This is a genomic window from Phytohabitans sp. LZ39 (assembly GCF_059359075.1).
In genome coordinates, this window is record NZ_JCADBM010000006.1 from 349,678 (window position 1) to 368,219 (window position 18,542).

Annotated in this window: 19 protein-coding genes; 14 read left to right on the forward strand and 5 right to left on the reverse strand. The window is 72.6% G+C overall.

Going from position 1 to position 18,542, the window contains the following annotated elements; translation table 11 throughout:
- The first annotated feature begins 48 nt into the window (after positions 1-48).
- Positions 49-486 carry a CBS domain-containing protein gene (locus AC5L36_RS15275; protein ID WP_441219216.1) on the forward strand — a complete coding sequence of 146 codons (438 nt, stop codon included), beginning with the start codon at positions 49-51 and terminating at the stop codon, positions 484-486.
- Positions 487-533: 47 nt separating this feature from the next.
- Here the strand turns inward: AC5L36_RS15275 and AC5L36_RS15280 are convergent, their stop codons facing one another.
- Positions 534-1,370, reverse strand: coding sequence for a DUF4097 family beta strand repeat-containing protein (locus AC5L36_RS15280; RefSeq protein ID WP_441219218.1), 837 nt, complete (start codon positions 1,368-1,370; stop codon positions 534-536).
- A gap of 155 nt (positions 1,371-1,525) precedes the next feature.
- Between AC5L36_RS15280 and AC5L36_RS15285 the strand changes: the two genes are divergently transcribed.
- Both AC5L36_RS15285 and AC5L36_RS15290 read left to right on the forward strand, forming a co-directional pair.
- Complete coding sequence (locus AC5L36_RS15285; protein ID WP_441219220.1) at positions 1,526-2,467, forward strand: ATP-binding cassette domain-containing protein; 942 nt, start codon at positions 1,526-1,528, stop codon at positions 2,465-2,467.
- Complete coding sequence (locus AC5L36_RS15290; protein ID WP_441219222.1) at positions 2,464-3,207, forward strand: ABC transporter permease; 744 nt, start codon at positions 2,464-2,466, stop codon at positions 3,205-3,207. Before AC5L36_RS15285 ends, AC5L36_RS15290 begins: the two co-directional genes overlap by 4 nt.
- On the opposite strand, the gene AC5L36_RS15295 is transcribed toward AC5L36_RS15290, so the two are convergent.
- Positions 3,191-6,331 carry an ATP-binding protein gene (locus AC5L36_RS15295; RefSeq protein WP_441219223.1) on the reverse strand — a complete coding sequence of 1,047 codons (3,141 nt, stop codon included), beginning with the start codon at positions 6,329-6,331 and terminating at the stop codon, positions 3,191-3,193. The genes AC5L36_RS15290 and AC5L36_RS15295 overlap by 17 nt on opposite strands.
- A gap of 221 nt (positions 6,332-6,552) precedes the next feature.
- Here AC5L36_RS15295 and AC5L36_RS15300 point away from each other — a divergent pair, with 221 nt between their 5' ends.
- Genes AC5L36_RS15300 through AC5L36_RS15320 form a run of 5 tightly spaced genes read left to right on the forward strand, consistent with a single transcriptional unit; the run spans position 6,553 to position 11,234 of the window.
- Positions 6,553-7,794, forward strand: coding sequence for an ABC transporter substrate-binding protein (locus AC5L36_RS15300; RefSeq protein WP_441219225.1), 1,242 nt, complete (start codon positions 6,553-6,555; stop codon positions 7,792-7,794).
- Positions 7,795-7,846: 52 nt separating this feature from the next.
- Entirely contained in the window at positions 7,847-8,722 is an 876-nt protein-coding gene (locus tag AC5L36_RS15305) for a branched-chain amino acid ABC transporter permease (RefSeq protein WP_441219227.1), read from the forward strand.
- Positions 8,719-9,693 (forward strand): ABC transporter permease subunit, encoded by a 975-nt coding sequence (locus tag AC5L36_RS15310; protein ID WP_441219229.1) that lies wholly within the window; start codon positions 8,719-8,721, stop codon positions 9,691-9,693. Before AC5L36_RS15305 ends, AC5L36_RS15310 begins: the two co-directional genes overlap by 4 nt.
- Entirely contained in the window at positions 9,686-10,519 is an 834-nt protein-coding gene (locus AC5L36_RS15315; protein WP_441219231.1) for an ABC transporter ATP-binding protein, read from the forward strand. The genes AC5L36_RS15310 and AC5L36_RS15315 overlap by 8 nt, the downstream gene beginning before the upstream one ends.
- Positions 10,506-11,234 carry an ABC transporter ATP-binding protein gene (locus AC5L36_RS15320; protein ID WP_441219233.1) on the forward strand — a complete coding sequence of 243 codons (729 nt, stop codon included), beginning with the start codon at positions 10,506-10,508 and terminating at the stop codon, positions 11,232-11,234. The genes AC5L36_RS15315 and AC5L36_RS15320 overlap by 14 nt, the downstream gene beginning before the upstream one ends.
- On the opposite strand, the gene AC5L36_RS15325 is transcribed toward AC5L36_RS15320, so the two are convergent.
- Complete coding sequence (locus AC5L36_RS15325) at positions 11,222-12,016, reverse strand: SDR family NAD(P)-dependent oxidoreductase (RefSeq protein ID WP_441219235.1); 795 nt, start codon at positions 12,014-12,016, stop codon at positions 11,222-11,224. The genes AC5L36_RS15320 and AC5L36_RS15325 overlap by 13 nt on opposite strands.
- A gap of 42 nt (positions 12,017-12,058) precedes the next feature.
- On the opposite strand from AC5L36_RS15325, the gene AC5L36_RS15330 reads away from it, so the two are divergent.
- The 6 genes from AC5L36_RS15330 to AC5L36_RS15355 all read left to right on the forward strand — a co-directional run bounded on the left by AC5L36_RS15330 (position 12,059) and on the right by AC5L36_RS15355 (position 16,604).
- Entirely contained in the window at positions 12,059-12,913 is an 855-nt protein-coding gene (locus AC5L36_RS15330; protein WP_441219236.1) for an LLM class F420-dependent oxidoreductase, read from the forward strand.
- Positions 12,910-13,791 carry an SDR family oxidoreductase gene (locus tag AC5L36_RS15335; RefSeq protein ID WP_441219238.1) on the forward strand — a complete coding sequence of 294 codons (882 nt, stop codon included), beginning with the start codon at positions 12,910-12,912 and terminating at the stop codon, positions 13,789-13,791. Before AC5L36_RS15330 ends, AC5L36_RS15335 begins: the two co-directional genes overlap by 4 nt.
- Positions 13,791-14,897, forward strand: a complete 1,107-nt coding sequence (locus tag AC5L36_RS15340; protein ID WP_441219239.1) for an acyl-CoA dehydrogenase family protein — start codon at positions 13,791-13,793, stop codon at positions 14,895-14,897. The genes AC5L36_RS15335 and AC5L36_RS15340 overlap by 1 nt, the downstream gene beginning before the upstream one ends.
- Positions 14,897-15,940 (forward strand): acyl-CoA dehydrogenase family protein, encoded by a 1,044-nt coding sequence (locus AC5L36_RS15345; RefSeq protein WP_441219241.1) that lies wholly within the window; start codon positions 14,897-14,899, stop codon positions 15,938-15,940. The genes AC5L36_RS15340 and AC5L36_RS15345 overlap by 1 nt, the downstream gene beginning before the upstream one ends.
- Before the next feature lie 119 nt (positions 15,941-16,059).
- The gene (locus AC5L36_RS15350) at positions 16,060-16,239 is read left to right on the forward strand and encodes a hypothetical protein (protein WP_441219243.1); all 180 of its coding nucleotides are present in this window, start codon (positions 16,060-16,062) and stop codon (positions 16,237-16,239) included.
- Positions 16,236-16,604 carry a PIN domain-containing protein gene (locus AC5L36_RS15355; RefSeq protein WP_441219244.1) on the forward strand — a complete coding sequence of 123 codons (369 nt, stop codon included), beginning with the start codon at positions 16,236-16,238 and terminating at the stop codon, positions 16,602-16,604. The genes AC5L36_RS15350 and AC5L36_RS15355 overlap by 4 nt, the downstream gene beginning before the upstream one ends.
- A gap of 1 nt (position 16,605) precedes the next feature.
- Here the strand turns inward: AC5L36_RS15355 and AC5L36_RS15360 are convergent, their stop codons facing one another.
- Positions 16,606-17,379: an SDR family oxidoreductase gene (locus tag AC5L36_RS15360; protein WP_441219245.1), complete on the reverse strand. Its 774-nt coding sequence runs from the start codon at positions 17,377-17,379 to the stop codon at positions 16,606-16,608.
- Entirely contained in the window at positions 17,354-18,511 is a 1,158-nt protein-coding gene (locus AC5L36_RS15365; RefSeq protein ID WP_441219246.1) for an acetyl-CoA C-acetyltransferase, read from the reverse strand. Before AC5L36_RS15365 ends, AC5L36_RS15360 begins: the two co-directional genes overlap by 26 nt.
- Positions 18,512-18,542: the final 31 nt, after the last annotated feature.

Genomic DNA, 18,542 nt, shown 5'->3' on the forward strand with positions numbered 1-18,542 from the left:
CTGGAACGGCACGGCCATGTCCTGGATAGTGTGCCCCGGAGGGTCCAGATGCGGATCAGCGACGTACTGCGGATCAAGGGCGGCAGGGTGGTGACGATCCGTCCCGACAGTGACGTGCGGCAGTTGGTGGCACTGCTCGGCGAGCAGCGGATCGGCGCCGTCGTGGTGTCGGTCGACGGCCGGTCGGTCGACGGCATCGTCAGCGAGCGAGACGTCGTCCGGGCGCTGGCCGAGCGGGGTGCCGCGGTGCTGGACCAGCCGGTCACCGCCATCCACACCGCGACGGTACACGTCGTCGTGCCGGACGCGTCCGTCGAGGAGCTGATGCGGCTCATGACCGACCGCCGGATCCGCCATGTGCCGGTCGTCGTCGACGGTGTTCTGAGCGGGATCGTCAGCATCGGCGACGTGGTCAAAAACCGCATCGACGAGTTGGAAAGTGAGCGGGCCGCGCTGACGAGCTACATCTCCGGCAGCACCCGCTGAGCGGGCCGATGTGGGCGCCGTGGTGGGCGCCCACATCGGGTGGTGACTCAGGCGGTCGCGGGGTGGATGACGACGTCGTCGAGCCGCGTGTGTGCGTAGATCCGGACCTTGTCGTCGTGGTCGCCGGCGCTGTCGTGCGTGGGCAGCGAGTTGCGCACGACGCCCTTGGTGCTCTTGGCGTCCACCACGGCGGCGGTGCCTTCGCTGACGCCGACGACGATGCCTCCGGACGCGTTCGTCAGGTCAGCCTGGCCGCGTGTCATCCGGCCGATCCGGATGGGGCAGTTGCCGGCCTTGGCGGTGACGCTGCCCTCGGCGCGGTCGATGTCGAAGCTGCCGCTGGAGCCGCCGAGGTCGACGTCGGACCGGGCGTGGCCGATCCACACCTTTCCGGTCGAGCCCTCGTACCTGACGGTGCCCTCGACCTCCCCGATCCGCACGCCGGCCGCGCCGCCCTCGATCTCGGCGGTCCCGGCGATGTGTCCGATGGCGACCCCGCCGGCGGCGAGGTTGGCGCGCAGCGCGGCGACGTGGTCGAGCTGGACCTGCCCGGAGGCCATGTTCAGCTCGCACTCGCCGAGCCGGCCGTCGGCGTGTACGTCCGTCCACGCCGTGTGCAGGACCAGGCGGGAACCGGCCGGCAGTTCGACCGTGATGGCGACCGAGCCGTCCTTGTCGCCGGACTTGGTGGTCTTGACCGACAGTTCGCCGGCGGTGAACTCGACCTTGGTGCGCTCGGCCACCTTCACGTCCGACTTGTTCGCGCTGTCGATGGGCTCGACCAGCACGACGGTGTCCAGCCGGTCGCTCGCCGCGATCCGCACCTCGGCGCCCGCGGTGGTCAAGGTGGCCGTGATCGGTTCCGGCGTGGCGAAGGTAGGCATCGCGAATCTCCCTTTGTGGTGTGCGTGTTCGTCGATGGGGCTACGGTCGCCAACCGTCCTGACACCGGACCGTCACGGCGCTGACGTGGCGCCCGCTCGGGGCCTGTCAGGGGCGTGACAGGGCGGTGTCAGCCCGGCGCATGACAGTTGCCGGCATGACAGAGCTAGCGATCACGGCCTCCGGGCTACGGAAGGCCTACAAAGACAAAGTCGTGCTCGACGGCATCGACCTGAACGTGCGTGCGGGGACGATCTTCTCCCTGCTCGGTCCGAACGGCGCCGGCAAGACCACGACCGTGAACGTGCTGACCACATTGTTGAAGGCCGATGGCGGGACGGTCCGGGTCGCCGGCCACGACGTCGCGACCGAGGCGAAGGCGGTGCGGGCCGCGATCGGGGTCACCGGTCAGTTCGCGGCGGTGGACGAGCTGCTGACCGGGCAGGAAAACCTCCAGCTGATGGTCGACCTGAACGGGATCGCCACGAACGACGGCAAGCGGATCGTCGCGGAGCTGCTGGAGCGGTTCGAGCTGACCGAGTCGGCGCGCAAGTCCGCGTCGACCTACTCCGGGGGTATGCGCCGCAAGCTCGACCTGGCGATGACGCTCGTCGGCAACCCGCGGATCATCTTCCTGGACGAGCCGACCACGGGTCTGGACCCGCGCAGCCGCCGCACGATGTGGTCGATCATCCGTGACCTGGTCGCCGACGGCGCGACCATCTTCCTGACCACGCAGTACCTCGAAGAAGCCGACCAGCTCGCCGACCAGGTCGCGGTGCTCGACCAGGGCCGCCTGGTCGCCGAGGGCACGCCGGACGAGCTCAAGCGGCGGATCCCCGGCACCCACGTCCGGCTCCAGTTCACCACCGTCGCGGAGCTCGACACGGCCGCGCGGATCATCCCCGAGGGCACGCGCGACGACGAGGCACTGACCCTGCGGGTGCCAAGCGACGGCGGGACGAAGTCGGTGCGGGCCCTGCTGGACCGCCTCGGCGAGTACGCGCTGGACGCCGAAGGCTTCACCCTGCACACGCCCGACCTCGACGACGTCTTCCTCGCCCTGACGGGCCACACCACGGAGGTAACCGCGAAATGAAATCCCCCTCGATCGTGATGCTGCGCCGCAACTTCAAGCACATCGCCCGGAACCCGACCACGGTGTTCAACGCGGTCCTGATGCCGGTCGTGGTCATGTTGATGTTCGTGTACGTGTTCGGTGACGCGTTCAGCGTCGGTGTCGACTACGTCGACTACGCCACGCCCGGCCTGCTCCTGCTGGCCGTCTGCTACGGGCTGGGCTCCGTGGCGGTGTCGGTGAACTCCGACGCGACCAAGGGCATCATCAACCGGTTCAAGGTGATGGACGTGCCGCGCAGCGCGGTGCTCACCGGGCACGTGATCGCCAGCGTGCTGACCAACCTGCTCGCCGTCGCGGCGATCATCGGTGTCGCCTTCGCGCTGGGCTTCAGCCCGTCGGCGAGCCTGATGGAGTGGCTCGGCGTGATCGGCCTGGTGGTGCTGCTCAGTTTCGCGGCCGGCTGGCTCACGATCGCCATGGGTCTGGCGGCGAAGTCACCGGAGACCGCGGGTCTGGCCTCGCTGCCGCTGGTCATGCTCCCGTTCTTCAGCAGCGCGATCTCACCCACCGACAAGATGGGGCCGGGTGTCCGCGAGTTCGCGGAGTACCAGCCCTTCACGCCGATCATCGAGAGCCTGCGCGGGCTGCTCAACGGCGCGCCGGCCGCCGGTGACGTGATCCCCGCGCTCGCCTGGTGCGTCGGGATCGGGATCGTCGGCTACCTGTGGGCGTCCGCCACGTTCAAGAAGCGAGCGTGACCGCGACAAGCTCGGCCCAACTCGCCCCCGCACCCTCCCGCGCCGCCTCGGTGAACCCCACATCACCGAGGCGGCGCCGCGCGGCCTGCTCGATCCGGCCCACATCCGGCTGGGAACGATCCGGCAGGCCGCGCACGCCCGCGCTCGCCGCGAGCAGCCGGGCGGCCTGCTCGTACTGTTTGCGGCGCAGCGCCAGGTCCGCGATCCCGACGAGTGCCCGGGCGATCGCGAGCGGGTGCCCCGAATCGGACGCCGCCTGGATGGCCGCCGCGCGGTGTGCGCGGGCCGTGTCGAGGTCCTCGGCGAGGTAGCCGAGCAGGTCTTCCGCCATCGCGCGGATGTTGGGCCGCTGGGCGGCGTTGCCCAGCATGGCCGTCGCGGCGTCGAGCTGCCGGTGCGCCTGCTCGGCGTCGCCGCGCCAGCGGGCCAGCTCCGCCTTCGACAGGGCCAGCTCGGTCAAGGCCTCCGGCCACGCGACACGTTCGGCGTACCGCTGCGCCTCCGCCATCGCGGTCGCGCTCGACTCCTCGTCGCCGGACAGCCAGTACAGCTGGGCCTGTCGCGAGCGCATCCGCACGACGTCCTCGATGGCACCGACCTCGGTGACGACCGCGATCGCCTGCTCGTAGTGGTCGCACGCGCCGGCGAACTCGCCGCGCACGGCGATGAGGTCCGCCAGCTCGGTCAGCGCGAACGAGATCCCCCATCGCTCGCCGAGAGCGCGGAACTCGTCGAGCGCCGTCTCCAGGTACTCGCCGGCATCCGGCTCGCCGCGGCCGAGCTGGATCCGCATCTTGCCGAGCTGGAGGCGGGCGAGGGCGCGTACCCAAGGGTCGTCGTCGGTGAGCAGCGGCTCCCACGCGGACTCGAACGCGTCCGGGGTTCGCAGCATGCCTTCCAGCGCGGCCACCAGCGACACCGCCGGGTGGCGGCGCTGGACACGCTGGTTGATCCGGTACACCTCCTGGATCCACTCCGCCGCCTGGCGCTCGTCACTGGCCCGCCCGGCGGTCAGGAACCCGGTGACGTACGCGTACACCACGGCCCGGGTCTCGTCGGGCACCTCGCCGGGCAGGGCGGCGGCCGCCATGAACAGCTCGTTGCCCTCCACCTTGTGCCCGCCGAGCCACCAGTACCAGCCGGCGCCGGCGGCGAGCCGCATCGCCCCCTCCGCCTCGCCGGCGGAGAGCGCACCGCGCATCGCGGCGGCGATGTTGTCGTGTTCGCTCTCGAGGGCGGCGAGCCACTCCAGCTGCTCCGCGCGGCGCAGGTGCGGCTCCGCGGTTTCGGCGAACTCGGTGAAATAGGCGAGATGCGCGCGGCGCGCCACGTCGGTTTCGCCCGCCTCCGCGAGCCGCTGGACGGCGTACTCCTTGATGGTGCCGAGCATCCGGTAGCGCGGCGCACCCGCGCCGTCGGCGACCACCAGCGACTTTTCGGTCAGCGCGGTCAGCAGTTCCAGAACTTCCCACGCCTCGACCGGGTCGCCGGCGCAGACCCGCTCGGCCGCCTCCAGGCTCGCGCCACCGGAGAACACCGAGAGCCTGCGCAGGACCGTCCGTTCGGCGTCGGTGAGCAGCTCCCAGCTCCAGTCGACCACCGCGCGCAGCGTCCGGTGCCGGGGCAGCGCGGTGCGGCTGCCGCCGGTCAGCAGGCGGAACCGGTCGTCGAGCCGGTTGGCGAGCTGGTCGAGGGACATGGTGCGCAACCGGGCGGCGGCGAGCTCGATCGCCAGCGGCATCCCGTCCAGCGCGCGGCAGACGCGCGCGATGGTCTCCAACGTGTGCGCGTCGGTGGCGAGGTCGTTGCGTACCGCGCCGGCCCGGTCCCGCAGCAGCCGGACCGCCGGAGAGGACTCGATCTTGCCGGGGTCGGCGCCTTCCGCGGGCAGGACCAGCGGCGCGACCGGCCACAGGGCCTCGCCGGTGATGCCGAGCGGCTCCCTGCTCGTGGCGAGGATGCGCAGCCGCTGGCACTCGCCGAGTACCCGATGGGCGAACGCCGCCGCGGAGTCGATCACGTGCTCGCAGTTGTCCAGGATCAGCAACATCGTCCGCTCGCGGAGCGCGGCGATGACCCGGTCGGTCGGCTCCGCGTCGGGCGCCTCGCCGAGCAGCGCGTCCCGCAGGCTGAGCGCGGCGAGCGTCGCCTGTGCCACGTCGCCGTCGGCGCCGATGGCCGCCAGCTCCACCAGCCAGGCACCGTCCGGCAGGTCGTCGAGCAGCGTGCGCGCGGTTTCGGTGGCCAGTCTTGTCTTTCCCGTGCCGCCCGGCCCGACCAGCGTGGTGAGCCGATGTTTGGCGACGAGGTCGCGGACCGCGGCGACGTCGGCCTCCTTGCCGACGTAGCTGGTCAACTCGGCGCGCAGGTTGGTCTTCCGGGTCACCTCCCGCCGTCCCAGCTCGCCGCGCAGCAGCGCGACGTGCAACGCGGACAGCTCCGGTGACGGGTCGATGCCCAGCTCGTCGGCCAGGGTCTCCCTCGTGCGCTGGTACACGAGCACCGCGTCGGTGTCGCGGCCGGTCGCGACGAGGGCGCGCATCAACGCGGCGACCAGCCGTTCCCGTACCGGATGCGCGGCCACCAGGTCGGTCAGCTCGGTGACCAGCTCCGCGCCGTGGCCGAGGCTGATCTCCGCGTCGTACCGGTCTTCCATGGCGGTGAGGCGCAGGCCTTCGAGCCGGGTGACCGCCGCGTCGAACGCCGCACTCTCCTGCATGCCGACGTCCTGCATGGCCGCGCCGCGCCACAGACCGAGTGCCTCGCGCAGCCGGGGCAGTCGCCGCGGATCCTGGTCGTCGCGGGCCTGGGCGACCAGGCGTTCGAACCGCACGGCGTCGACGGCGTCGGGTGCCACGGTCAGCCGGTAGCCGTCGGTGTGCCCCTCGACCGAACCTTCCGGCAACGCCTTGCGCAGCCGGGAAACCAAGCGCTGCAAGGCGTTCGCCGCGTCGGTGGGTGGCTGCTCACCCCAGATCCAGTCGACGAGCGTCGCCTTCGGGACCACCCGACCTGGTTCGAGTGCGAGGGCGACCAACAGCCCGCGCAGCCGGGCGCCCGGCACGTCGGCTGAGGCGCCGTCGTCCGTACGAACCTCGAACGGCCCAAGTATCCCGATCTGCACGGGCTGATTTTGTCACGGGTGATCCGCGGGCCTGAGATCGCTGACCGTGACGTCGCGGGCGCCATCGTTACGTCCTGGTTACGACGCGACCTTGACAGCGCACCACGTCGACCGCAAGATTAACAACCAAGCGCTTGCTAGGTTAGTCAGAATATTACTGAACGCAACGAACCATACTAAAAACCCCAAACGACCGATGCTGTGAGGCAAAGGGGTAGGACGTGGCTGTATCAAGAGCAACGACGGCATCCCGGGCGGCCCGCCTGGTCGGTGTCCTGGCCGTCTCCGCCTTGGTCGCCGCCGGGTGCGGCGGCGGGGACGGCGAGACCGAAGCACCCGACAACGGCACCGCGACCGGCGCGCCCATCATCATCGGGATGGACGAGGACAGCACCGGCCCTGGTGCCTCGTACAGCACGATCGCGGGCAAGACCATCCGGCTCGCGGTCCAGGACATCAACGACAAGGGCGGCGTCATGGGCCGGCCGATCCAGCTCGTGGTGGAAAACGACGAGAGCGACCCCACCAAGGTCCCGGCCACGCTCCAGAAGCTGAGCAGCAAGGGCGCCAAGGCGCTGTTCCTCCAGAGCGGCAGCGCGGCGATCATCCAAGCCAAGTCGACGCTCACCCAGCTCGGCCTGCCGGCGATCGCGCCGACCGGCGTCACCTCCACGCTGGTCGACCCGCCCAACAACGAGCTGATCTACATGCTGGCCAACACGACCGCGGACTGGGCGAAGGTCTACTGCGGCGCGTTCCAGGCCAAAGGCATCGCCAAGATCGGCATCCTCGCCGACGACACCACGACGATCGCCGCGCTCAACAAGGCGCTGCTCGGCGCGATGTCCTGCGTGCAGGTCGGTGCCACCGAGAAGGGCGCGGCCAACGCCTCCGACCTGTCCGCACAGGTCGCCCGGCTCAAGAACGCCAACGTCGACGCGATCCTGGTGACCAGCGTGGGCGGCGCCTTCGAGGTGCTGGCGCAGAACACGCTCGCCGCTCAGCTCAAGGACAAGCCGCGGTTCTCGCTGGCCTCGATCGGCAACCAGCCGTCGTCGTGGAAGCTGGCCAACGCCGGCGCGCTCGAGGGCCTGATCTTCATGGGCTCGATCAACCAGGAGAACCCGCGCACCAAGGCGCTCACCGACCTGCTCAAGCAGAAGAACGGCGACGACTACGAGATCACCGCGTACGACGCGCAGGCGTGGGACTCGGTGCAGCTGCTCAAGCTCGCCATCGAGAAGGCCGGTGGACCGGACGACCCGGCCAAGCTCAACCAGGCGATCCAGGGCATCAGCGGATACCAGGCGGCGTTCGGCCAGGCGAGCTTCACGCTCTCGTTCTCGGCCACCAAGCACCTGGGCGCCGACGGGCTGTGCGGGCTGTCCCTGATCGAATTCGGCGCGGACAACAAGCCCAAGGGGCCGTGGGCCGCCTACCAGCCGCCCTGCGCCCCGGCCTGACTGCCGGCTCCGGGGCGGGCCACAACCGCCCCGGAGCCGCCGAGGAGTCGTGATGACGGAACTACAGCTCTGGCTCTCCGCGCTGGAGATGGGCTGCTTCTTCGGGATGCTCGCGCTGGCGTACTACCTCGTGCTGGTAGGCGCCGGCTTCTTCAACTTCGCGATCGGGCCGTACGCGATGATGGGTGGGCTGTGCACCTCCTGGCTCGTCATCGAGTACGACATGGGGGTCTGGCCGGCGGCGGCGATCGCGGTGGGCGCCACCGTCGTGCTGGCCGCGCTGACCGAGCTCGTGGTGGTCCGCCCGGTGCAGCGGCGCAGCGGTGGCGGTGAGCTGCCCGCGCTGGTCGCCGTCGCCGCCGTGCTGTTCGCGATCCAGCAGTTCGCCGGGTACCTGTTCGGCCACCCGACGCTGCCCGGGCAGAGCCTGGCCACCTTCGACCCGGTGACGGTCGGCCCGGCCACGCTCCAGCCCAGCGCGCTGCTGCTGATGGTGGCGACGGTGGTGGCGTTTGTCGCGACCGCGCTGTGGATCCGGTACACCCGGACCGGCCGGCTGCTGCGCGCGGTGGGTGACAGCACGCACGCCGCACGGCTGCTCGGCCTGCCGGTCAACCGCATCCGGCTGGTCGCGTTCCTGCTCGCCGGGGTACTGGCGGCGGTGACCGGGCTGCTGTTCGCGCCGAAGGCGGGCGTGAACTCGCTGTCCGGGCTGAGCTGGTCGGTCTCCGGCTTCCTCGCGGTGGTCGTCGGCGGCACCGGCTCGGTGTGGGCGCCGCTCGTCGGCGGGCTGCTGCTCGGCGCCGTCGAGGTGTTCGTCCCGTACTACTTCGGCGGACACTCCCATGTGTACGGTCTGCTGCTGGTCGCGTTGCTGTTCTTCGCTTTGCGGCCGCAGGGCTTGTTCGTACGGACGGTACGAGCATGACCTTTCGTTTACGCACCCCCGGTCTCGGCGGTCTCGCCATCGGCGCGGTACTGTCCGCGCTGGTGCTGGTCTGGGTCGGCTCCGACGGGTACCGCCAGACCCTCGTCACCGCGGCCGCCACCTACGCCCTCGTCGCGCTGGGCATGTACGTGCCGTACCTGATGGCCGGCTCCCTGTCGATGGCGTACGGCGCCTACGCGGGCATCGGTGGGTACGCGGTCGGCCTGCTCTCCACCAAGACGGATCTGCCGCTCGTCCTGGCCTGGCTGCTCGGCCCCGCGGCGGCGGCTCTTGTCGCGGTGCTGCTCGGCCTGGTCACCCGCCGGCTGTCCGGCTTCTTCCTGGCCGCGGTGACGCTGCTGTTCGGGATGGCGTTCACCGCGTTCCTGGTCGACGCGGAGAGCGTCTCCGGCGGCTCGGGTGGGCTGGGCAACCTGCGCGAGCTGGACATCCTCGGCTGGACGCCCTCGCACTACCAGGTCGTGGTCGGCTCGGTCGTGGTGGTGTGCGCGATCGCGTTCCTGCTCGACCGGGCCCGGCTGTCCGCATGGGGCGTCATCGTGCGGACCATGCGGGACGCGCCCCGCGCGGTGGAGGCGTCCGGAGTGCGGGTGCCGGTGATGAACCTCGTGGCGCTGGCCCTCGGCGCGGCGATCGCGGCGGTCGGCGGCGGCCTGTTCACGTATGCGGCGGGCAGCGTCACACCGGACACGTTCACACTGAACATCGTGTTCCTGGCGATCTTCATGCCGCTGATCGGCGGGGGCGGGACGCCGTGGGGCGCGGTCGCGGGCGCGGCGATCGCGGTGGAGCTGACGCTCAACTTCCCGGCCATCGAGACCAGCGGCACGCTGGTGCTGGCGCTCGGCGTCCTGGTCATCCTGCTCGTCGCGCCGCGCGGCGTCATCGGGTACGCGGACCAGCTGCGCCGCCGCGGGTTCGCACTGGCCCGGAGGGGGCGTGATGGCTGAGGACTCGCTGCTGCGGGGGCGCGGCCTGACCAAGCGGTACGGCGGCGTCACCGCGCTGGACGACGTGTCCTTCCACGTCGACGCCGGGGAGATCCTCGGCCTCGTCGGTCCGAACGGCGCGGGCAAGACCACACTGGTGGACCTGATCTCCGGCGCGCAGGCGGCGACCGCGGGCGAGCTGGTGCTGCGCGGCGCCCGGCTCTCCGGACCGGCGTCCCGGCGCGCCCGCGCCGGCCTCGGCCGGACGTTCCAGTACCCGCAGCTGGCGCTGGAGCTGTCGGTCCGGGAGAACCTGCTGCTCGGCCGGGCCGCCCGCCGCCACGCCACCGTGTGGCGGATGGCCGCCGGCGCGGTACTCGGCGCGCTGCGCCCGGATCCGCCGGCCGACCGGGCGGCGGTCGAGGCGCTCGCCGCCGAGCTGGGCATCGAGGGCCTGGACCGGCTGGCCGGCGACCTGACCCTCGGCGAGCAGCGGCTCGTCGAGGTCGGCCGGGCGCTCGGCCAGGACCCGGTCGTGATGCTGCTGGACGAGCCGTTCGCCGGGTCGGACGCGCAGGGCGTGCTCGGCATCGCCGAGGTGATCCGCACCGTGCAGCGGCGCGGTCACGCGGTGATCCTGGTCGACCACAACGTCGACCTGGTGGCCGGACTCGTCGACCGCATCATGCTGCTCGACCGCGGCCGCGTGGTGTTCGACGGCGACCCGGGCGAATGCCTGTCCAGCCCGGAGATGCAGACCGTCTACTTCGGATCGGTGCCGGACGCGGACGAGCTGGGTGAGGAGACAGGCCAGATCGGGGAGGAGGTGCAGGATGTCCGGTCGTGAGCTGAGGGTGGAAGGGCTGACCGTCCGCTATGGACACGCCAGCGCCCTCGCCGGCGTATCGCTCACGGTGCCCGCCGGCAAGGTGACCGCGCTCGTCGGCCCGAACGGTGCCGGCAAGAGCAGCCTGCTGGTGGCCGCCTACGGCTCGGTGCCGTCGACCGGCCGGATCCTGCTGGACGGGCAGGACGTGAGCCGGCTGCGCCCGGCCGCACGGGCCCGCGCCGGCATGGCGATCGTGCCGCAGGGCCGGCAGCTCTTCCCGCGGCTGAACGTCGTGGACAACCTCCAGGTGATGGCCGAACTGCTGCGGCTGCCCCGGTCGGCGGTGGACGAAGCGCTCGACCGGTTCCCGATCCTGCGTACCCGCCGGCGCAGCCTGGTCGGTGTGCTCTCCGGCGGCGAGCAGCAGATGCTGGTGGTGTCCCGGGCGCTCATGGGCTCGCCGCGGGTGCTGCTGCTCGACGAGATGACGACCGGCCTCGCGCCGCTGATCGTGCAGGAGCTGGCCCGTACCGTCGCCGCGCTCGCCAAGCAGGGCGTGGCCGTGCTGATCGCCGAGCCCGCGCTGGGCGCCACACGATCCATAGTGGACCGCGGCTACGTACTGGTGCGCGGTGAGGTGGTCGCGGAGCGGGAGGACGGCGGCCGGGCCCTGGAGGACGCCTACCGCGCGGCGATGGGCGCGGAGCGGCGCGCCGTCGGTCAGGCGGTGTAGCCGCCGTCCACGGCCAGGTGCTGGCCGGTGACGAAGCGGGCCCGGTCGCTGGCCAGGAAGCAGACCGCCTCGGCCACGTCCCGGGCGGTGCCAAACGTGCGCAGCGGGATGTTCGCGCGGGCCACGTCGAGGGCCCGCTCGTCCAGGTCGCCGGAGGCGATCAGCCGCTGCGCCATGCCGTCGGTCAGCATGCCCGGACCGACGCAGTTGGCCCGCACGCCGTACCGGCCCTCCTCCACGGCCACGCCCCGCACCAGGGCCTCCACCGCGCCCTTCGGCGCCGCGGAGAGGCCGTCCCGTACCGGGAACCGGCGGGTGGCGGCCGTGGTGACCGCGACAAGACTGCCCTTCGACCGGCGCAGGTGCGGCAGCGCGGCGTGCAGCAGGTGGAAGAAGCCGAGCACGTCCTGCTCCAGCTGGTCGCGGAACTGGTCCGGCCCGACGCGGCTGAGGTGCAGCATGGGTACGTGGGGACCGGCGGCGTAGATCACCGTATGCAGGCCGCCGAGCGCCTCGCCGGCCCGCGCGAGCAGCGCGCCGCAGGCGGCCGCGTCGGTCAGGTCCAGCTGGTACGCCGCGCCGCCCACCTCTTCGGCGAGGCGCCGCGCGGCGGTCTCGTTGCCGCGGTAGGTGAGCGCGACGGCGCTGCCCCGGGCGGCGAGCAGCCGGCTCACCTCCGCGCCGATGCCACCGGTGCCGCCGACCACGAGGGCCCCGCCGGCCCGGTGGGAAAAGTCGTCCGTGGCGGCCCCGCCGGGCCGGCCGGAAAAGTCGTCACTCACCCGGCTAGGCTACCAAGCAAGCGTTTGGTAGCCTACCGGCTCATGGGGTTGAAGCTGGGCGTCATGCCGGTCCTGGAAGGGCGGGCCGGCGCCGACCCGGCCGCCGTGGCCGGCTTCGTCCGGGCGGTGGAGGAGGCGGGCGCCGAGTCCGTCTGGGCCGTCGAGCACGTGGTCGTGCCGGACCGGTACGACTCGGCCTACCCGTACGACCCGAGCGGCCGGATGAGCCTGCTGCCCGGCACCGACGTGCCCGACCCGTTGCACTGGCTCACGTTCGCCGCCGCGCACACCAGCCGGGTGCTGCTCGGCACGGCGATGCTGATCCTGCCCGAGCACCATCCCGTCCACCTGGCGAAGCGGCTGTCCACACTCGACGCCCTGAGCGGCGGCCGGTTGCTCGCCGGCGTCGGCGTCGGCTGGCTGCGCGAGGAGTACGAGGCGCTCGGCGTGCCGTACGAGCGGCGCGGCGCGCGGGCCGACGAATACCTGGCCGCCCTCCGGACACTGTGGACCGAATCGCCGGCCAGCTTCGCCGGCGAGTACGTGCGCTTCGACGCCGTGCACTGCGAGCCGAAGCCGGTCCGCCCCGGCGGCGTGCCGATCGTCGTGGGTGGACACAGCCCCGCCGCGGTACGTCGGGCCGCCCGTTACGGCGACGGCTTCTACCCGCTCGGGGTGGACCTGGCCGGCATGGCGGACCTGCTGCGCCGGCTGGCCGAGGAGTGCCGGGCCGCCGGCCGGGATCCGGCCGAGGTCGAGGTGACCGCGCGGGCGCCGTCCCGCCGCGGGGGAGTGGAGGCGCTGGCCGAGCTCGGCGTGACCCGGGTGGTGATGCGGGCGCCGATCGCGGACGCGTCCACAGTAGACAGGTACCGGCGGGAGGTGCTGGGACAGTGACGGAGCGGATCTGCGCGGGCCGGGCGGTCGTGGTGACCGGCGCCGGGCAAGGGCTCGGCCGGGCACACGCGCTGGCGTTCGCGGCGGCCGGTGCGAGCGTCGTGGTCAACGACGTCGGCGCGGCCGCGGCCACCGTGGCCGCCGAGATCCAGGCGGCCGGCGGCACGGCCGTCGCCAGCGTGGGCGACGTCGCCGACTGGGGCTACGCCGAGCGGCTCGTCGGCACGGCGGTGGAGGCGTTCGGCCGGCTGGACACGCTGGTCAACAACGCCGGCCTGGTGCGGGACCGGATGCTCGTCAACCTCACCGAGGCGGAGTGGGACGAGGTGCTGCGGGTCGACCTCAAGGGACACTTCGCGCCGCTGCGGCACGCCGCCGCGTACTGGCGGGACGAGGCCAAGGCCGGCCGCCCGGTCGCCGCTCGCGTGGTCAACACAAGCTCCGGCGCCGGCTTGCTCGGCAGCGCCGGCCAGGCCAACTACGCCGCCGCCAAGGCCGGTGTCACCGCGCTCACCCAGGTCGCCGCCGCCGAGCTGGGCCGCTACGGGATCACCGTGAACGCGATCGCGCCGTCCGCCCGGACCGCGATGACCGCCGCCGTCTTCGCCGACGCGATGCGCACACCGGTCAGCGGGTTCGACGCGATGGCACCGGAAAACGTCTCGCCGCTGGTCGTGTGGCTGGGCAGCGACGACGCCGGCGACGTGTCCGGCCGGATCTTCGAGGTCGCCGGCGGCGCGGTGAGTGTGTGGGACGGCTGGCGGCACGGCGAGGCCGTCGACGCGGGCGCCCGCTGGGAGCCGGCCGCGCTCGGCCCGGCCGTCCGTGACCTGCTGGCCAAGGCCCCGCCACCCGAGCCGGTGTACGGAGCGCGCTGATGTCCCACGACCGCTTTCGGGGCGAGGTGCGCGACTGGCTCGCCGCCCATCTGACCGGCCGGTACGCCGACCTGGCCGGCACCGGCGGGCCCGGCCGCGAACACGAGAACGTGCCGCTGCGGATGGAGTGGGAACGCGAGCTCGGCGCGGCCGGGTGGATCGGCCTGGGGTGGCCCGAGCCCTACGGTGCCGGCGCCGACGTGGCCCGCCAGGTCGCCTTCTTCGAGGAGTACGCCCACGCCGGCGGGCCGGGACGGTTGAGCCACATCGGCGAGTACCTGCTGGCCCCCACGCTCATCGCCTACGGCACCGCCGAGCAGCGCGAGCGTTTCCTGCCGCCGATCGCCGCCGCCACCGAGCTGTGGTGCCAGGGCTACTCCGAGCCCGGCGCCGGCTCCGACCTGGCCGCGGTGCGGACCCGCGCGGTCCGCGACGGCGACGGATGGCGGATCACCGGGCAGAAGGTCTGGACGTCGCTGGCGCACATCGCCGACTGGTGCTTCGTGCTGGCCCGCACCGACCCGGCCGCACCGAAGCACCACGGCCTGTCGTACCTGCTGGTGCCGATGGACCAGCCCGGCGTCACGGTCCGCCCGATCACCCAGATCACCGGCACCTCCGAGTTCAACGAGGTCTACTTCGACGGCGCCTACACCGAGGCGGCCAACATCGTCGGCGCGCCCGGCGACGGCTGGCGGGTCGCGACCGGCACGCTCGCCTTCGAACGCGGGGTCGCGACGCTCGGCCAGCAGGTCGGCTTCGCCCGCGAGCTGGACGCGGTGCTCGCCGCCGCCCGCGCCAGCGGCTTATACGACGACCCGGTGCACCGCGACCGGCTCGTCGACGCCTGGATCGGGCTCCAGGTGCTGCGCCACCACGCGCTGCGGACGCTCGACGCGCCCTCGGCCGCCGATCCGTCGGTGGCGAAGCTGCTCTGGGCGCCCTGGCACCAACGCCTCGGCGAGCTGGCCTTGGCGGCCGGCGGCCCGGACGCCCAGCAGCTCTTCCTCTTCACCCGCGCGGACACCATCTACGGCGGCTCGAACGAGATCCAGCGCAACATCATCGCCGACCACCTGCTCGGCCGCGTCTCGCGGAGGCCTTGATGGACTTCGCCTTCACCCCGGAACAGGCCGCGCTCCGCGAGGCGGTCCGCGACCTGCTGCGCCGCGACGCGACGTCCGACCGGGTACGCGCCGCCGACGGCTTCGACGCTCCACTGTGGACCAGGTTGGCCACTGAGCTCGGCGTGACGGCGCTGCTGGTGCCCGAGGAGCACGGCGGCGCCGGCGCGAGCCCGGTGGAGGCCGGCGTGGTCGTCGAGGAGGCCGGCCGCGCACTCGCCCCGGTGCCGGCCCTGTCCACAGTGGTCGCGTCCGCCGTAGCCGACCCCCGCACGGCCGCACTGATCGCCAAGGGCGCCGCCGCCACGGTGGCGATCGCCGAACCGGCCGCCGGCTGGACCTTGGACGCACTTTCCTGCACCGCCACGCCGGACGGCGACGGCTACCGGCTGGACGGCGTCAAGGAACACGTCCTGGACGGCGAGGCCGCCGACGTGCTGTTGGTGGCCGCCCGCCACGACGGCGAGCCGGCCCTGTTCGCGGTGGACGCCCGCGACTGCCGCCGCACACCGCAGGACACCCTCGACCTGACCCGGCGGCAGGCGCGCGTGGCCCTGGAAGCCACCCCCGCCACGCGCGTCGCCGCGCCGGCCGCCCAGGCGTTGGACATGTTGTGGGCCGCGCTCGCCGTCGAGTCCATCGGCGTGGCGCGCGCCAGCCTCGACCTGACGGTCGAACACCTGCGCGTGCGCGAGCAGTTCGGCGCCCCGCTGGCCACCTTCCAGGCGCTGCGACACCGGGTCGCGGACATGTTCGTCGCGCTGGAGGCGGCCACCTCGTCGGCCTGGTACGCACTGCGCGCCGCGGGCACCGCCGAGTTTCCCGTGGTGGCCCCGCTGGCCAAGCTCGTCGCGACCGAGGCCGCGTACCGGGTGACCGCGGAGGGCATCCAGCTGCTCGGCGGCATCGGCTTCACCTGGGAACACGACGCCCACCTGTACTTCCGCCGCGCGACGACGAACCTCACTTTCGCCGGCGACCCGGTCGCCCTCCGCCGCGTCGTCGCCGCCCGCGCCGGGATATAGCCGATATCGTGGCATCGCGCCAAGACGCCAGAGCCAAACGCTCTGCTGGTGTATAGCAATGACGATCCCGAGCGATTTGACCGCACCTGGTCGATGGTTCGTGTCGTAGCCTGGCAAGCATGCCGGACAGCTCGGGACACCCACAGGCGCCAATGACCGCGTCGCAGCGGCTCGCCGCCGCCCTGGGACGCCCTAGACCGGAGCCGCTGTCCGGGGAGCGGCTGCGAGACTTCGAGCGCCGGCAGGACGAGGTCGACGCGGAGATCGAGCGGCGGTACGGGCCGCGCCGGTCGGCGTGAGGCACCGGCCGCCGCGGGTCCTGGATTCGTCCGCGATCATCGCCCTCTTCAACGGGCATCCCGCGCTCGACCGACTGCTCGACCTCGCCGAGCGTGGCAGGGTAAACCTGCTGATGCCGACCACGGCGATAGCCGATGCCGAGGCCGTGGTCCAGCATGGGACACCAGGCTGGGAGCCGATCCTCCTCACCGGTGGCGTCCGGTCCCTGCCGTTGGCTGAGCACACCGCGATCGAGATCGGCGGCTGGCCGGGCGACCTCGCGGTCCGCCATGCGGTGCATGAGGCTGACGCGTCGCGCGCCGCAGTCGTGACGACGGAGCCGGGGATGTACAAGGGGCTGCGGGTCTTCCTACTCGTCGTCTGATTCAGCGGGCCGCGGCGCTCACCCAGGCGGGGTGTTGGCCGCCGCCGTCGACGAGGAGGTTGGCGCCGGTCACGTAGGCGGCCAGCGGGGAGCACAGCAGCAGGCAGGCGCCGGCGATGTCGTCGGGAGTGGCCATCCGGCCCAGCGGCACCGTCGCCGCGACCGCGTCCAGGGCGTGTTCGTCGCCGTAGTGTTCGGCGGTTTCCTCGGTGCGTACCAGGCCGGCGGTCAGGCAGTTGACCCGGACCGCGGGGGCCCACTCGGCGGCCAGGGCCTGGGTGAGCACGCCGAGGCCGGCCTTCGCGGCGGCGTACACGGCGGTGCCGGGCGCGGGGCGCAGTGCGGAGACGCTGCCGATGTTGATGATGTGGCCGCCACCGTCCTGGCCCCGCATCACCGCGTTGGCCGCCTGTGCCACGAAGAACGGCGCCAGCAGGTTGAGCCGGACGACGGCGGTGGCGAGGTTGGGGGAGGCGGTGGCGGCGGGCGCGACGGGGGAGCCGCCGGCGTTGTTGACGGCCAGGTCGAGCCGGCCGAATAGGCGGACCGCCTCGTCGACGAGACCGGCGGCCTGCGCGGGGTCGCGGACGTCCGCGGCGTGAAACGCCACGCCTTCGGGGAGGTCGGTCGGCGCCGACCGGCCGCAGACGAGGACCTGGGCGCCGGCCGCCCGCAGCCGTGCCGCGATCGCCCGTCCGATGCCGCGGGTGCCGCCGGTGACCAGCGCGGCGCGGCCGGAGAGATCTACCTCAGAGCCGTTCGATGATGGTGACATTCGCGGTGCCCCCGCCCTCACACATGGTCTGGAGACCGTATCGCCCGCCGGTGCGTTCGAGTTCGTGCAGCAGCGAGGTCATCAGTCGCGCGCCGGTGGCGCCGAGCGGGTGGCCGAGGGCGATCGCGCCGCCGTTGACGTTGACCCGCTCGGGGTCGAAGCCGGTCTCGTGCTGCCAGGCGAGTACCACTGGTGCGAACGCCTCGTTGATCTCCACGAGGTCGATGTCGTCGGCGGTGAGGCCGGCGCGGCGCAGGGCGTGGGCGGTGGCCGGGATCGGGCCGGTGAGCATGTAGACCGGGTCGGCGGCGCGCACGCTCAGGTGGTGGACGCGGGCGCGCGGGCGCAGGCCGTGCGTGGCGACCGCGGCCGGTGAGGCGACAAGCAGCGCGGCGGCGCCGTCGGCGATCTGGCTGGCGAGTGCGGCGGTGATCCGGCCGCCGTCGGTCAGCGGCGGCAGCCCGGCCATGCGCTCCAGGGAGGTGTCCCGGCGGGGGCACCCGTCGATGTCGACCGTGCCGAACGGGACGATCTCCCGGGTGAACAGCCCGGCGTCGATGGCGGTGGCCGCGCGCTGGTGGCTGCGCAGCGCGAACCGTTCCATCTCCGCGCGGTCCAGGCCCCACTTGGCGGCGATCAGCTCGGCCGCCCGAAACTGGGAGATCTCCTGGTCGCCGTAGCGCCGCTGCCAGCCGGCGGAGCCGGAGAACGGGTCGGGAAAGCCGAGCGGCTGCCCGGCGGTCATGGCCGCGGAGATCGGGACGGCGCTCATGTTCTGCACGCCGCCGGCGACCACGAGGTCGGCGGTGCCGGACAGCACCGCCTGTGCCGCGAAGTGCAAGGCCTGCTGGGAGGAGCCGCACTGGCGGTCGACGGTGACGCCGGGCACCTCCTCGGGCAGGCCGGCGGCAAGCCAGGAGGTCCGGGCGATGTTGCCGGCCTGCGGCCCGATCGTGTCCACGCAGCCGAAGATGACGTCGTCGACGGCGGCCGGGTCGACCCCGGCCCGGTCGACGAGCGCCCGCAGCACGTGCGCGCCGAGGTCGGCCGGATGCGCGCCGGCCAGCCCGCCGCCGCGCCGCCCGACGGGCGTGCGGACGGCCTCCACCAGGTATGCCTCTGCCTGCGTCACGGCGCCAGTTTACCGACCAAGCGCTCGTTTG

Coding starts and splice junctions, on each gene's coding strand:
- AC5L36_RS15275 (WP_441219216.1), top strand. CDS start 49: ATGCGGATCAGCGACGTACTGCGGATCAAGGGCGGCAGGGTGGTGACG.
- AC5L36_RS15280 (WP_441219218.1), bottom strand. CDS start 1,370: ATGCCTACCTTCGCCACGCCGGAACCGATCACGGCCACCTTGACCACC.
- AC5L36_RS15285 (WP_441219220.1), top strand. CDS start 1,526: ATGACAGAGCTAGCGATCACGGCCTCCGGGCTACGGAAGGCCTACAAA.
- AC5L36_RS15290 (WP_441219222.1), top strand. CDS start 2,464: ATGAAATCCCCCTCGATCGTGATGCTGCGCCGCAACTTCAAGCACATC.
- AC5L36_RS15305 (WP_441219227.1), top strand. CDS start 7,847: ATGACGGAACTACAGCTCTGGCTCTCCGCGCTGGAGATGGGCTGCTTC.
- AC5L36_RS15310 (WP_441219229.1), top strand. CDS start 8,719: ATGACCTTTCGTTTACGCACCCCCGGTCTCGGCGGTCTCGCCATCGGC.
- AC5L36_RS15315 (WP_441219231.1), top strand. CDS start 9,686: ATGGCTGAGGACTCGCTGCTGCGGGGGCGCGGCCTGACCAAGCGGTAC.
- AC5L36_RS15320 (WP_441219233.1), top strand. CDS start 10,506: ATGTCCGGTCGTGAGCTGAGGGTGGAAGGGCTGACCGTCCGCTATGGA.
- AC5L36_RS15330 (WP_441219236.1), top strand. CDS start 12,059: ATGGGGTTGAAGCTGGGCGTCATGCCGGTCCTGGAAGGGCGGGCCGGC.
- AC5L36_RS15340 (WP_441219239.1), top strand. CDS start 13,791: ATGTCCCACGACCGCTTTCGGGGCGAGGTGCGCGACTGGCTCGCCGCC.
- AC5L36_RS15345 (WP_441219241.1), top strand. CDS start 14,897: ATGGACTTCGCCTTCACCCCGGAACAGGCCGCGCTCCGCGAGGCGGTC.
- AC5L36_RS15350 (WP_441219243.1), top strand. CDS start 16,060: ATGCCGGACAGCTCGGGACACCCACAGGCGCCAATGACCGCGTCGCAG.
- AC5L36_RS15360 (WP_441219245.1), bottom strand. CDS start 17,379: ATGTCACCATCATCGAACGGCTCTGAGGTAGATCTCTCCGGCCGCGCC.